Below are 14,718 nucleotides of genomic sequence, written 5' to 3' on the forward strand. Positions count from 1 at the left end.
CGGCCTTTTTAGAGGTCTTTCAATGAGTAATAACGAACATAATCAGGAAATTGTACAGCTAGTCATTGACGCTAAGAACTTATCTAGTGATGAGTTGACAGAAGCGGCTGAGCAACTACTTGGTTTAAGTAAAACTGCATTGAAAGCAGAAAGAGCACTTACTGATATTGAAGTAAAACAAGGTGCTTTAGATTCATATAAACAACTAAAAGAACAGTTAAACACTACTCGCCAAGCGGTTGCAAAAGCCGAGGTTGATTTTAAAAAATTATCGTCATCAGTTAATAAAAACAAGAATGCCACTGATGAACAAAAGCAGTCAGTCGAGCTCGCTAAAATTCAGATTAAGCAGCAAAGAAAAGAACTTACAGACCTTCAAAGAACTTACGACACATCATTAAAAGATATAAAAGCTTTTGGTGCACATAGCCGTAACTTGGTTCAAGTTTCTGAGCAATTAGCTGAAGCTCACAAGGAACAAGCTACAGAGGTGCAGCGTTTAAATGCTGAATTAGCTAAGCAGACCAACACTGTTAACCAGCGAATAGAATCCGAAAAGCGCCGTTTAAATGTTACGGGTGAGCTCAACGAAGAAACACAAAAGCGTATTGAATTAGAGCGTCAAGAGGCTGAGCAAGCTAAACAAAATGAGTTGGCAGCGCGAACTTTGAGTATGTCTCTCAAGCAATATGAGAAACGCTTAGAAGAATTAAATAGAGACAAGAAAAACGGCGTCATCAGCACTGGTGATTACATCAGGAAAGAGGCTGAGCTTAAATTACAATTGGGTTTAACATCAGCACAAGTTGCTGTGTCAAAACAAGCAATTGAAGCTGATAGTAATGCTAAGACAAAAGCCAGTAAATCAACTGACTCATTGACACACGCGACACGTCGCCTCGCACAGATTTATACAGTATTGATAGCTGCACAGTCAGCGATTGAAGTCGTAAGGCAAACAACAACGGCTTACGGTGAGTCAGAAGCAGCAATCACTAAAGTTGAGAAAACGACAGGACAGGCCCGAGAAGTAATCGCAGAAATGCATAAAGAGCTTGCTGTGTTGGCACAGGAAATTATGCCAACTAGTACAAATGAGCTAGCGCGTTTTGCAGAGATAGCCGGTCAATTAGGTGTCAAATCAACTTCAGATTTAATGAACTTGGTCGCAGCCGCCGACGCGTTGAATGTTTCTACGAATTTAGCGGGTGATGATGCGGCTACCTTATTGTCTCGCATATTATCGATGACCGGTGAGGGCATACCGGAAATTAATAACCTGGCATCTTCTGTTGTGGCACTTGGTAACAACTTTGCCATTGCTGAAGATGAGATCGCATTCATGACAAAGGAGATTGTCACCGGTACTAGTGCGATCAACGTAGGAAGTGCGGCAGCGGCTGCATTTGGTACAGTGCTCAAAGAGTCAGGACAACAAGCTGAACGTTCGCGCTCAGGCTTTACACGACTTTCTCAGTCGATTTTGCAAGCGTCACAACGTGGCGGCGCTGATCTTGAAAGGTTGCAGACGCTAACTGGTTTAACAGCAGATGAAATCGAGAAGAACTTAGGGGAGAGACCAGAGGAAGTTTTATTTAAGCTGGTTAAAGGGTTTTCTGAAGCTAAGGGGGAAGGGGTTTTACTCTCCAACATTTTGAGAGATATGGGAATTGACTCTCAAGAAACCTTAGAAGTGTTTGAAGTGTTATCGAATAAAGTGACACGTCTTCGTTATGCAATCGACCTCTCGAACAAAGCTTACATCGAACAAACCGCGCACTTTGAAGAAGCGGCAAAAACTTACGCCAATCAAGAATCCCAAATAGCTAGATTAGTAAATCAGTTCGGTAGTTTGAAGCGTTCAGCAGGTGAAGCGTTCAGCGACGAACTAGATTCAAGTATCAGAACCACATCAGAGCTACTTAAAGCACTTGATGATGTTTCGGTTTTATTGATGAACGAATTAGGTAATTTAACAACCGGTTTTGGTGAGTTGTTCGATTCTATAGGCCTTGTTTCTGAGGTTACTGAAGATTTTACTAGTAAGGCGTTAGGGTCCACTTTAACTGTTGCGCTTGCAAATGTACGAAACTTGTTTAATACCTTAACGATAACAGTTAAAGGGTTTGGCTTAGCACTCAATGAAATAAAGCTGTACTTGGCTGAGTTATCAGGAGAAAGCGACGAACATCTAAACAAAATACGTGAAACAAGTCGGAAACTTGCGTTATCAATAGAGCAAGATACCAAAGACATTGAATCTGGTTTTAAACGCATATTCAATGAGTCAAGCGCAGCATACGAAGACTTCATAAGTACTTATGAAAAATACCAAAACTCCTCAAGTCAACTAGGTGAAAACCAACTTAAGCAGCTTCAAACACTAGTAAGTGCAAACAAGTATGTGAAGGAGCACGAGCAGTCTTATGTAGAACTAACCGCTGCATTAGTCCGTGCTAATCGAGAAACAGAAATCCGCGATAGGATGATAGCTGAGCAGGTTAAGCGCGATGAAGCACGAGCACAGGTAGAGCGCGAGGAAATTCAACGGACTAAAGAACTTCAAGCACAAGCTGAAAAGTTAAACCTTACGCGCAAAGAACTAGTAACGGAGAATGAAAAGCTTAGTCAGTCTTATGCTGATGGCAAAATTTCTGTTTCAGAATATGAGGAAACTCTGACACTATTAAGTTTTGCAGAGGGTAAGTTAGTCGAACAAGAAAGAGAGCTTGCTTTAAGTAAACAACTTTCAGTTGCTGAAAATACAAACCTGAGTGAATCAGTGCGAGAGTTAAAGCTTGCTGAGATTGATTTAGAAAGCGCTTTAAATGAGCTTGATTTACAGCTCAATAAGAACATTAAGTCTGATAGTGAAAAGCTACAGCTAACATTGCAGCGCATTGATGCCGAACGTCAATTAGCTCTGGTTAAAGAACGTCTACGAATTCAGAGTGAACTAGAGTCGAAAACAAGCTTTGAACTACAGCTCATACAAGAAAAAAACACGACAGCAATTGAACGACTTACATCACGTTACAAAAGCGGCACTATTACTTTTGGTGAGTATCAACGAGAACTAGATAGACTCAAAATCACACAGTCGTTTTTGACTGATGCTGTGATAACAGAAACACGTGTCAAGCAAGAGAATACTCAAGCAACAGCTAGTGCTTCAGCGGTAGAGAGTCAATATTCAGCAGCAAAAGAAAAATCTACACAATCTGTAAAAAATAGCATTCGTTGGAATCGGGAAAGTACCAAGGCGATAGCCGCTCATGGTCGAGCTGTTGCTAGTGCTGCACGTCATGTCTCGTTGTTCGCAAGTGCTCATGAGCATTTAAATAAACAATTTAGTTTCAGCGGACAAAGTACAGCAGACCTGCGGAAACGATACGATGAATTAGAGGATTCTATAGCTTCGAACAATCGCGTTACTAGCTCGTGGTGGCGTGACCTGGCACAACAAAGTAATGTCGCTTTTGAACGTGAAAAAGACATCATTAGCCAAACATTACACATGCGTCAATGGACCGAACAAGTTCAATCCGGTAGCACTTCACTAGAACAATTAAACAAATATGCAAATAGCGCGAAGGTTGCTTTTAGAGATTTGGGACACTCTGAATTAACCGGATTTCTCAACCAGATTGAGCAAGCCAAGGCTGCACTTCAAGAAACAAAATCACTATCAAATGAATTAAGTGTTAGTACAAACACAACACAAGAAATCATTAGGGAAGTACCAAGCGAAACAGTTGTTATCAGGCTTGAAAGTGGTGGGCAATCTGCAACAGCTCAAGCTAACAGACAAGAAATAAACAGAATCATTAATGTTCTACGTCAAGCGGGGTTAAACATCGCGTGAAGAATACACTTGAAAACATCACTTTACCTAGCCTTGGTTTTGACTCATTTGGATACAGCCCGGTTGCTCAAAAAAACTCACAGTCAATCACAGGTCGAGCAATCATTCAACGTGGTCAAATGCTCGATGGTCGTCCAATTACGTTAGAAGGTGCACGTAACAGAAGTTGGATAACGCGAGAGACTGCCAATCAGCTTTCAGAACTTCGCATTAAATTTGAACCGCTAACACTCACATTTAACGGGCAAACATACAAGGTTAAATTCGACCTAGCTCAAGCTGATCACTTGGTTATAAATCACGTTATGGGTGAGCAACTTTATTTAGAAAAGATTAAGTTAATCGAGGTACTAAATTAATGAGTATTTACAAAGGAGACATAAAGTTCAAACGCTCGCAGAGAATGGACAACACTGATAATGGTGGCGGTAGAATAACCGGTAATGTCATTTTAGACGGTGAGCAGAACGGAATTTTTGAGGACATATCAGACTTAGATCGTGCGTATGGCTCAGTTGATTTAATGAAAGTTTACGCTCATATCGATACGCCATCAGTAGAAAAATACTTCGGTGCTAACTTTGGCTTGATTGTACCACCTTCGGATCCGAGTGTTTCAGTCACTTTAATGAGTACACGAGATCATTATGACGTCCGTAGCGATGCACGTAATGTTGTTGAAAGTTACCTGGCACAGTCTAGTGAATGGCCGGGCTCGTTGCTTGGTGTTCAGCTTTTAGGTCAACGTGCTATACGTATTGTACAACGTGAAGACATACGCGATCCTGAAGTTGGTGAAGTCTTAGTGTTAACGGAGGGATTGAATCAACAGTATGTCAGGGTTGTAGATAGTACATCCGAGGTGCGTAGTTTCTCAGTTATGTTAAGCGGTTCATTGCATGAGTTTACGCGCAAAGTTGTTATGTGTGAGATAAGCGAACCACTTCGTTATAAATTCACCGGCGGCGACCCTTCACCAACTGATTTCAATGATACACCATGCGTAATCAATGAAACGATTGTTGCAAATGCAGCGAAATACTATAGCACGTCAGAACTTAATCAGGACGCAACACTTGGTTCAATGACTGTGAACGTTAACAGCATTTTTGCGCAATTGGTGCCGTCTTCACGTACAGAAACACCGATAGTTGATGTCAATGCGATAGGTCAAATCAACACAATTGTATCTGGGACTAATCACGTTACATTCAACACTAATTTGCTCTTGACGTCGTTACACTTTGGCAGTGCAGTTACACCAAGTAGCGTTAAGATAGTAGTTGGAAATGCTACCGTCACAGACAATAACAGTGAAATGGTGATAGGGGATTTAGTCGTTGGTTTCATCGATTATCAAAATGGCATTGCTCAATTTAATAATTCACTTCCTGATTTTGGCACACAGCAAAAAACAGTAACTTATACACCAGCTTCAGTTAATCAAGTGTCCACGTTTTCTGACGCTTATGAAATCACAGCACAAAATAGAGGCTATACGTACGTCAAGAGCCTTGAACCGATACCTAACCCAAGTACATTACAAGTGAGCTATTTAGCGCAAGGTAAGTGGTACACGCTTAAAGACAACGGCTCAGGTATCCTTGTGAGCTCTAACGCTGGCGTGGGGCAAGTTGATTTTGCGACTGGTACGGCTCAATTAACGCTAGCTGTTCAACCTGATGTTGGTAGTTCAATCATCTATCAGTGGGGCACAGAGGTTGCGAGCATAGACAGGTCAGGAGCTGTCGCAAAACCTTGGTTCAAACATACGTTAACCAGTGGCAAAAACATCATTAAAGATTCTGTATCTGTAACGTGGGACACGTTCTCAATCAATGAGACTTCAGGTGACGGTGTGTTAGAGGTGGACCACTCTACCGGGGAAATAAAGTTTTTACCCTCTGTTATTCCTGATTCAGCATCCTACACCATTAATTATAGTGAAGCGGGCGATCTGTCTACGTCAGAATTTAACCCTGTGATATCGGGTGCAAATTACAAAATAGAGGTGTCAGGCGGTGTTGAGCCCAAAACTCTAAGTTTTAATCTGACAGCAAATACAAAAAATATAAGAGTGCGTGTTAGTAGTCAGACATATAAAGAGTTCGAAACTACGTCTACTGTCATTGTAAAAGATGATGGTATTGGGAACTTAGTTAACAATTCAGGTGTTCATATTGGCACCGTAGATTACATGTCTGGTGTTGTTTTACTCAATCGAGAATTTCAATCTGTAGTTTCTTATAGTCACATTTATCGTAATCGAGTTCACCGCACTTCCAGTCAGTTAGTTGATGTAACGTTACCGGTTTTAACAACATTATCTGTAACTAGCGGCGTAGGCTCTGCGGGTGGTGCACAATCAGTATTATTCGCACCGTCTCATTTAGAGTTGGAAATCGAAAAATCGTTACAAGAAAGATTCATCGTTGGTTCTCTTGCATTTGAATTCGCGGGGAAACGATACGTTGAACGGCTAGGTAGCTTATACGAGTTAACCTATTCAAATACTGGTGTTCTGGGGGCACCGCTTGGGACTGTTGAGTCTATAAATGGTGTTGTCAAAATTAACTCTTGGAACTCACAAGCTAGTAACTGCCAAGTCATATCATTGACTACAACCATCGACCATACACACTTAGACGGCAATGTAATTTTTCGCACACCTGGTGCACCAATTGCACCACAATCACTGACTGTTCAAGTGCTGGATAACACAGGTACGTTGCAAACAGCCACGGCAAACGCATCAGGTTTAATTGTTCATAGTTATATCTCTGGTCGCATAGACTCCCAGACTGGCGTAATCACACTGACATTTGCAGAAGCTACCGACGTAAAAACACTACGCTATTCATGTGTGACATACAATCACTTACCACTTGATGCGGATATCATAGGGCTTGATCCAGTACGTTTGCCTAGTGATGGTCGAGTCCCTGTGTTCACAAAGGGTGACACTGTTTTAGTGCATCAAACAGAGCGAAAAACATTTCAAGCGACGGCGGGGCAGACGCTAAATGTAGGTCAAGTAAGGCTAGCTGATTTAAAAGTATTAGAGCTGGTTGACGCTGATTACACGCGAGATTTGGACGCTGGAACTGTCACTCTAGGTGCGTCTGTCGCTGATGGTACATACACTGTCGAACATCGCTTTGAAGATATGACACTTGCTATTGATGTCGCAATCACTGGTGATATAAGACTCGGTAAGCAATTAAGCCACAGTTACACAGCGGGTGTGGCTAAAGTTAGCAGCCTTTTAATTGCTAACGATATGTGGTCCCGCTACGACAATCTATATGACCAACAAACATGGACTAACGAATGGTCAGATACATTAATCGGCGATCCGTCTAATGTAGAGTTCAATGACGTAGACTATCCGATCACTTTAACGAATGCTGGTGCAGTTACTGAACGTTGGGCAATCGTTTTTACATCAAATATCAATTTTAAACTTATCGGTGAACATGTCGGTTTAATTGCTGTCGGTAACGTAAACGAAGACTTTTCACCGATCAATCCAAACACTAACACACCATATTTAACAATCCCTAAACTCGGATGGGGTCAAGGGTGGGTTAACGGCAATGTACTACGTCTAAACACCCATGGCGCAATCTTTCCGATTTGGCTAATTAGAACAGTCTTACAAAATGACGCGGTTGTAATCGACGATGCGTTTACTTTGACTGCACGCGGCAATACAAACAAGGAGCAATAACATGACACATCCGGTTAAATGGTTTTCAAGTAAGATGGAGGGCGCTCCTATTTTGACGTCTGGTTATAACGCCGAGGATTGCGGTTCTTTAGCTGCATTGTTGAAAACCGTACTCACATTAGGTTTTGGTTCAAAACCCGTTGATTCGCTCGTCTATGATGCTGCAAAAGCTGAAGCAAAAGCGACTTTTCAAGCAGGACATAGTTATTTACAGCATCAAATAATCAAAGTTGAAGGTGCTACAGATAACACATATAACGGTGAATTTCGGGTTTCTGCGGTATCAAGTACTGAAGTATGGTTTAAGTTGACCGCCGTACCTGCCGGTGACGCATTAGGGACCATTACTATGTCTATCCCACCTGCTGGTTGGAAGGTGAAAGCCGAATCCTCTAATGGTCATATAATCGTCTTTGAACCAGGGCGTGATGTTGGTAATGTCATGTTACGTGTTGATAACAGCGACTTTCCAAACCCTAACGGCTCAAACACATCAACCAATAATAATACTGGTGCACGTGGTACGTCTAGCAGTTATAGAGCGATCAAAGCTCGTGTTGAGTCGGTTTCGTCGTATACAGACATAGACATGTACGACGCTGAAATTGAACAACGTTGGCCAGCGTCACATGTTTACGCTACCGAACCTGAATGGGAAATCATTTCTGATGATGCGTTTTTCTATTTTATAATTAAGTATGCTAGGTCTTCATGTAAGGCTGTATTTTTCGCTGGGTATATTAACAGTGTTAGACCCGGTGATAGATATTGTTTTCTATTAAACGGTTTGAGTTATTGGTCACAAAATACAACGACAGGGGCTTGGTCTAATACTTCATGGTCGGCGTACAATTTTGGTCTTAGGTTCAACACTCCATACTCCAAGAATCTGATATCGCGAGGTCATCACCAATTATTCGGAACTGAAACAGTCATTTTTACAAATAATATGGATTACTCGGGTTCTTTACTGTCACATCCTAACCCTGCCGACAATGGGTTCTATATCAATAATCAACCTGTAATGGTATGTGAAAATGAAAATACATACCGGGGAAGCCTGCCGGGATTATTAACACCTTTATCTGGCAGCGTGTCATACGATAATAAGACATTATCAGAGTTACCCACTATGCCGAACAATACTGTGCGTTGTCACATGCTCGTTATTAGTGATAGTGCAACTTGGAGCGGTGGGACAAATTCTAGGCCTTATTTACATTGCTTTGATGTTTCTGATTCAGGTTGGCGCGCATGATTATAAATGATAACCCCCTCGGTTGGGTTAAGTTCACGACATCGGTAGATTTAAGTAATGGTCACAATGTAAATTATGTGGGTGTTCCTCAATTTACTGATGAAGCTTTGATAACTAGTCATGACACTGGTTATGTGCAATATGATTTAGTTGCTGACCTTCAAAGTATCGAGTTAGTTTTTTGTCCGAACTCGTTCGGTATTCCTTGCGCTTTAATTAGCGTTCAAGGGTTTGAGCTACATGTAAGCAATGTCGGTAATTTAGTGTTGAATGGTGTTGCATCAAGTCACTTAGTTAAGTACGACCAAAGAAATCAATTGATTTTAATGGGTACTAAGTTGGTGTTAAACGGTGTAGAAGTTCAAGATTTAGTGTTGAGCGCTTTACCCGTAGGTATTGCCTCTTTAGGTAATGATGGGGTCAAACATAACTGTAAACTATTTGACTTAGCTGTATATGATTACCCATTGACAGCCAGCGCATACAATCGAGCGTTACCTGGCATAAAAAAGGCTTTTACTGATTATGCTGATTTAGAATCAGTAAAAACTGATTACATGGTTATGGGTGAGTTTACTCATAATGTGACAACAGGTTTAACTAATACGAGCCCAAGTGATAGTTACATCGAATCGTATTGGCTTAAACCAGGTGATACGTTGTACTTATTTGAATACATAAATCAACCTGAGTCAGACACGCGTAAGATTGAATTTAGAGCTGATGAAACAATTATGCTATTTGGTGAAGCTGTCACGCTTTCTCTCGCGTTAGAGCCAGTTTTACAGGTTGTATTTGATAGTGCAGGGAATACGTATTTATTTAGCACACCATCAGAGTCAGTATCGTCAGCAGCGACCAAAGGCGTTTATCTTATGCCGTTTGCAAAGCTTGCCCCCAGTGCATCGGTTACAGCTCTCCCAATTACGACTCATAAATCTAACCCTATAGTTGTTCCACCTGAAGATGTATTTAAAGGGCAAGTTGGGTTTAGCTTGATTTGGGCTAACTTTGAGACAAAAGAGCAAGCCAATCAAGGAGGGTATGACGTTGTTGTGAAGCATGAAGAAGGACAGCCATCTATCGTGTATAGAAGCGTAAACCGTCAAAAGCTCAATATACAACAAGGGTACATATCTAATAAGACAACTATACAAGGTGCGCCAGCTCCTGATAGACGTGTCCTGTGTTATCTGCAAAGCGGTACATTGATTGATGAAACACGTTCAAATGCTTTGGGCGTATATCGTTTCGATAATTTAGAACTAGATAAAAAGTACATGATAGTTGCACAGGATAAACCTGAATATGGTCAAGCTGAGTACAACGCAACTGTTGCTGATTTCCAAACCCCTGAGGCTTACACATGATTACTTTATCGCAAGAGATCAGGGAGCAAATACTACTCACGATTGGTGACAGGGTATCAAAAATCAGTTTGTATGCTGGTTCAGTTCCTGCCGGTGCTGGTGTGATCACAGACCAAGTGTTGCTTGTTGAATTGACTACACCTAGACCCGCATATACGGGGTTCTTAGATGGTCACATGATAATGGCACCAACAGATCAAGCTATGGTGTTGCAATCAGGTGACGTCACTTTTGCTCGATTATATGACGGCTCCGGTCTTACACTTGGTGACGTAAGTGTAGGTAACGCTGCGAGTAATGCTGATCTTAAGTTTGGGCATGAAACTGCCAGTGTTTTTGCTGGTGCCCTAGTTAGCCTTGCTGATTGGGTTATTCAATGACAATGGATTTTAACAAACGGAGAAGTGACAAAGCGGCGCTTGAATTTGCTAACGTTCTGGAAATTGCTGATCGTGGTGATGCAGCGGCATTAGCTTTAGATTTCAATGAGCCTCGCGGTAATGGTCGTTTAGAGTTTGTTAAAAGGGCTGGTGGTACAGTCGAGTTTGTTCTAACTGGTGTCGTTGCACTTAAACCGATAGTCACAGAAGGTCGAGTGAATTTGATTACTCGATTGTCAGGGAGTAATGAAGTTGGCAGCGTTAGTACATCTGGTTCATTGATTTATGATTTGAATGTTGAACGTAATATTGAACATCACATTAATACCAATCATTCGAAAGCCGTTAAAGTTGGTAATCATGTGATGTTCAAAACACCTAAGAGTGTTCGACTATCTGCAAGTTTCGGTGCGAGTTATTCTGATGGATTTAGCGTTAGCCAAAGCGTTAACCAGAGGTTTGACTCTCTAGACAAGGTTACGAATCAAATCACTCAGACGCTACCGCATGGCCAAGTTGTTACTCATAGTCACTCGGAAAACTACACAAACTTAGCTCAGTTAGTTGTTAGTCATGATACTGGGTTTAATCAAGGCTCAACCGATACAACGACTGTATCAGCTATGTGGGAGAATTTGACGCGCATTAATCACGCATTGAAAACCACAGTTGAGCAAAGCGCATATCAAACAGCGTTCCGTACATCATATTTCGGAGCTGGTGAAGCGTTAGAAGTATCGTTGATAACGACTATAGAGCAAGCAGGTATACCAGTTTTTGGGCAACGACCTCTACCACCTGTTGAACCCCCGGCGCCACCAAAGCCACCAAAACAATTAGATTTTAAAGTGCTTCGCCTCAAAGATGCGCACTTAGAGTTTGTTCGAATTGAACTAGACGCGGTGATAATAATGAATCAGATAAATGTGTATTCAACCAATAACAATACCAGAACACCTATACACCCCACATCAGCTAATCTACAGCTCGATATTGAGAGTTACACATGGTCGTTGTCGGGAACCCTGTTAGGCAAAGACGCTAAGCAATACTTAACACCAGGTAGTGAAATCGAGATCACGGCCAATGGTCACACATGGCTATTCCTTGTCACATCATATGACCGTAGTATCTCAGGGGTTGCTGATGTGACTTATAGTTTCCAAGCTGCATCACGCGTGAGATATTTAGCAGAACCATACGCACGCAAGAGCACCGGTGTTGTTGATAGCGTGATTTCTCCGTGGCAAATCGTCGAGCAAAAATTACAGCCGTTGGGTTTCACACTCGATAGGTCCACGGTGCCTGACTGGACTTTATCGGCTAATTCATACAGCTACGACTCGAAAACACCTCTATCACTCTTGGTTGAGGTTGCAAATGCATGTGGGGCTATCGTACAGCCCGATAAATCACAAGATAAATTAACAGCAAAACCTCGATACCGAGTACCACCATGGGAATGGTCAACATTATCTGACGCACAATGCGACCATGTTATTGATGAATCTGCTGTTATCAGCGAATCGAGTGATGACCAAAGTACACCACAGATTAATTGCGTAACTGTAATGAGTGATACAGCCGCTGTAACTACTGAGCTCGTCAAAGCCGGTACGGCAGGGGATTTACGCGCTAACGACGTGATATCACCGTTACAACAAGATCATTCTGTGAATGCGCAACTAGGGCGTTCTGTGATTGCTAACAGTGGCGGTCAATCGGTCATCGAAATCACAACACCTTTAGATGCAAACGGGTTAATTGAACCAGGTGATATTGTTCGATACGCAGGACAAACAGGTCTATGTATTAGCACCGGTATCACAATCAATTCGTTAGTAGATGTTTGGCAACATATTAGTTTAGAGGTGCATCATGGCAACTAATAACCCCTGGGCAAATTTTAAAACACTTTTACCTCAAGAGGTCCAATTCCGGGGCAAAGTGGTCGCAGTAGACACAATGAACAACCGTGTGAAAGTGGAACGCAATGACGGTACGTTGTGGGTCTCTGGTTCAGCTTCATTAAGTGACACTGTAATAGCTACAAATGACGGTGTTAAACACGTTATACGTAACGACAATTATCAAAAGATCGAGGTGTGATATATGGAACAAGATGCGTTTAGTATTGTTAAATCGCAATTGAAAATACATGAGGGGTGTGACTTAAATATGTATAAATGTACTGCTGGAAAGTGGACAATCGGTTTTGGTCGAAATTTACAAGATAGAGGTATTGATAAAGAAGAAGCAGAGTTAATGCTGTGTAATGACATTAAAAAAACTTATACATCATTAACGAAAAATCTCCACTTTTTTGATTCACTTTGCGAGACTAGAAAAGCTGTTTTAATAAACATGGCTTTCAATTTGGGCGTCAATGGATTACTCGGATTTAAGAAAATGATAGCCGCTTTAGCGAACCAAGACTACACAAAAGCCTCAATTGAAATGCTGGACTCAAGGTGGGCACGACAGGTAAAAGGTCGGGCAGTTGAGCTAGCAGAATTGATGCGTGGTTCTCATAGTACCATTTAGGTTTTGATAAATGCGTTTTAAAACAGGTGTTTATGTTTTTTATCGAAACCTTGAGGGGGTGGTGAGCTATGCTCGTGGGGGTTCAAGTCCCCCCATTCGCACCAAATAAAACACTTTAAAATATAGTGTTATTGAAAAAACCGCGTATCCTATGGAGCCGCGGTTTTTTGCTTTTCAGCTTCCTAAACTGCTAAATAGTTTCAACTGTTATCGGGGTTGTTTTTATCTCTTGTTTCATCCTGAGCCCTTCATGTTTTGTCTAGCCTTGGTCGTTCAGTAAGGTTCCTGCATTGTAACTAATGCCAATTTGTTCAGCTTTTCAGTTGCGATGAGCTTTATCTGCAATGTCAAAAGGCACGCAGCCTACCTATTGATCCTTTTGATGAGTCACCTCTAGCCCTTCTAGAGCGCGCTGTAACGGTGTTTTAATTGGAAAGTCTGGGCAGCTCGCTTGTAACTTCTTTGCTTCGAGAAAAATAAGGTTGGTGAAAGCTATTTCGAGATGATTTTGTATTACAAGGCTAGTCAAGTTACTGCTCGGTTGCTTCAATTATTGCTTATAAAGACAAAAGCGGTTATATATTGTACTTTTAATTTCGTTCAACTAATATTGCTTTTTTGGGAACGGAAAAATATATAAGGAGTATTAATAGTTTGCTTTTATTCTATTATAAAAGGGACTTATTGAGGGGGGGGGATACTGTGTGCCCTTCATGCAGGAGTTCACATTGCGCATATGTATCGAGTGTTAATTACATATCATTTATGATTTTTCCTGTTTTTCCAACTAGTATATCGCGCTGTTATAGCTGTTTTAATTGCTCAAAACTGATAAAAAATAGCTCTGGCTCACCAGAACAATTTCCAAGAATAAGTAAGTTTAGAATTTTCAATAAATTTATAGCTGTACCACTGGCTTTAGTTATATTACTAATGGTACAGAGTTATAGCCAAAATATGGAAAAGTTGCAGTATCAGTTTCGGCTACAGCCTCAAAAGAATGATGTTTTATTTATAGACAATTTCAAACTCTCTACCGAACCAACGCAAGTATTATATCCATACAGAATGGCCAAAATAACAAAGGTAGATAATAAAAAGCAAACTATGTCCATTGTTCTTAGCAGTTTAGGGTATAGAAGTATATCTAGGGCAAATAGGGACTTTGTGGTAAGGCGCCATTTGTTTTCTAGTTATTTTTATGGAGAAGAAGTTGAGCTATCTGTCAAAACGCTTTTAGACGAAGAGAAAGTTATTAAGATAAAAAGGCCTTTTAATCTTTTGGACGTTGAAAATTTACATAACGACGTCGAATTTGAAAAAAAGTTCGAAGAGTTTCCATATTTATAGTGACAGAAAATCAACCTCGGCTTAAGTAAGTCGGTTTTAGATAGCTATTGCTAAAGCTTAGCTAATGTAAGTCAATCTCGAGAGGCGTGAATTGATTTAACTTCTTGGTACACAAATACTGATGGGAAATATAATTTAAAATCTAACAAGAGAAAGAGGTTATCTGCTCCATTTATAGTAAATGTGGACCAGATAACCCCGTTATGTCAGCGACACAATTT

10 protein-coding genes are annotated in these 14,718 nt (G+C 41.0%); all 10 read left to right on the top strand.

Annotation, left to right across the window (positions count from 1 at the left end; translation table 11 throughout):
- Positions 1-22 precede the first annotated feature (22 nt).
- The 10 genes from MHN81_RS11525 to MHN81_RS11570 all read left to right on the top strand — a co-directional run bounded on the left by MHN81_RS11525 (position 23) and on the right by MHN81_RS11570 (position 14,497).
- Positions 23-3,865 carry a phage tail tape measure protein gene (locus MHN81_RS11525; RefSeq protein ID WP_239425768.1) on the top strand — a complete coding sequence of 1,281 codons (3,843 nt, stop codon included), beginning with the start codon at positions 23-25 and terminating at the stop codon, positions 3,863-3,865.
- The gene (locus MHN81_RS11530) at positions 3,862-4,224 is read left to right on the top strand and encodes a hypothetical protein (RefSeq protein ID WP_239425769.1); all 363 of its coding nucleotides are present in this window, start codon (positions 3,862-3,864) and stop codon (positions 4,222-4,224) included. The genes MHN81_RS11525 and MHN81_RS11530 overlap by 4 nt, the downstream gene beginning before the upstream one ends.
- Positions 4,224-7,595, top strand: a complete 3,372-nt coding sequence (locus MHN81_RS11535) for a hypothetical protein (protein ID WP_239425770.1) — start codon at positions 4,224-4,226, stop codon at positions 7,593-7,595. Before MHN81_RS11530 ends, MHN81_RS11535 begins: the two co-directional genes overlap by 1 nt.
- A 1-nt stretch (position 7,596) precedes the next feature.
- Positions 7,597-8,853: a hypothetical protein gene (locus MHN81_RS11540; protein ID WP_239425771.1), complete on the top strand. Its 1,257-nt coding sequence runs from the start codon at positions 7,597-7,599 to the stop codon at positions 8,851-8,853.
- The gene (locus MHN81_RS11545) at positions 8,850-10,223 is read left to right on the top strand and encodes a hypothetical protein (RefSeq protein ID WP_239425772.1); all 1,374 of its coding nucleotides are present in this window, start codon (positions 8,850-8,852) and stop codon (positions 10,221-10,223) included. Before MHN81_RS11540 ends, MHN81_RS11545 begins: the two co-directional genes overlap by 4 nt.
- Positions 10,220-10,603 (top strand): hypothetical protein, encoded by a 384-nt coding sequence (locus tag MHN81_RS11550; RefSeq protein ID WP_211012448.1) that lies wholly within the window; start codon positions 10,220-10,222, stop codon positions 10,601-10,603. The genes MHN81_RS11545 and MHN81_RS11550 overlap by 4 nt, the downstream gene beginning before the upstream one ends.
- Positions 10,600-12,492: a hypothetical protein gene (locus tag MHN81_RS11555; RefSeq protein ID WP_239425773.1), complete on the top strand. Its 1,893-nt coding sequence runs from the start codon at positions 10,600-10,602 to the stop codon at positions 12,490-12,492. The genes MHN81_RS11550 and MHN81_RS11555 overlap by 4 nt, the downstream gene beginning before the upstream one ends.
- On the top strand, positions 12,482-12,712 hold the full coding sequence (locus tag MHN81_RS11560) for a hypothetical protein (RefSeq protein ID WP_239425774.1): 231 nt from the start codon (positions 12,482-12,484) through the stop codon (positions 12,710-12,712). Before MHN81_RS11555 ends, MHN81_RS11560 begins: the two co-directional genes overlap by 11 nt.
- Positions 12,713-12,715: 3 nt before the next feature.
- The gene (locus MHN81_RS11565; RefSeq protein WP_211012451.1) at positions 12,716-13,147 is read left to right on the top strand and encodes a glycoside hydrolase family protein; all 432 of its coding nucleotides are present in this window, start codon (positions 12,716-12,718) and stop codon (positions 13,145-13,147) included.
- Positions 13,148-14,104: 957 nt separating this feature from the next.
- Positions 14,105-14,497: a hypothetical protein gene (locus tag MHN81_RS11570; protein WP_239425775.1), complete on the top strand. Its 393-nt coding sequence runs from the start codon at positions 14,105-14,107 to the stop codon at positions 14,495-14,497.
- Positions 14,498-14,718 lie beyond the last annotated feature (221 nt).

The organism is Pseudoalteromonas sp. Of7M-16, from assembly GCF_022347805.1.
GTDB classification, from domain to species: domain Bacteria; phylum Pseudomonadota; class Gammaproteobacteria; order Enterobacterales; family Alteromonadaceae; genus Pseudoalteromonas; species Pseudoalteromonas luteoviolacea_F.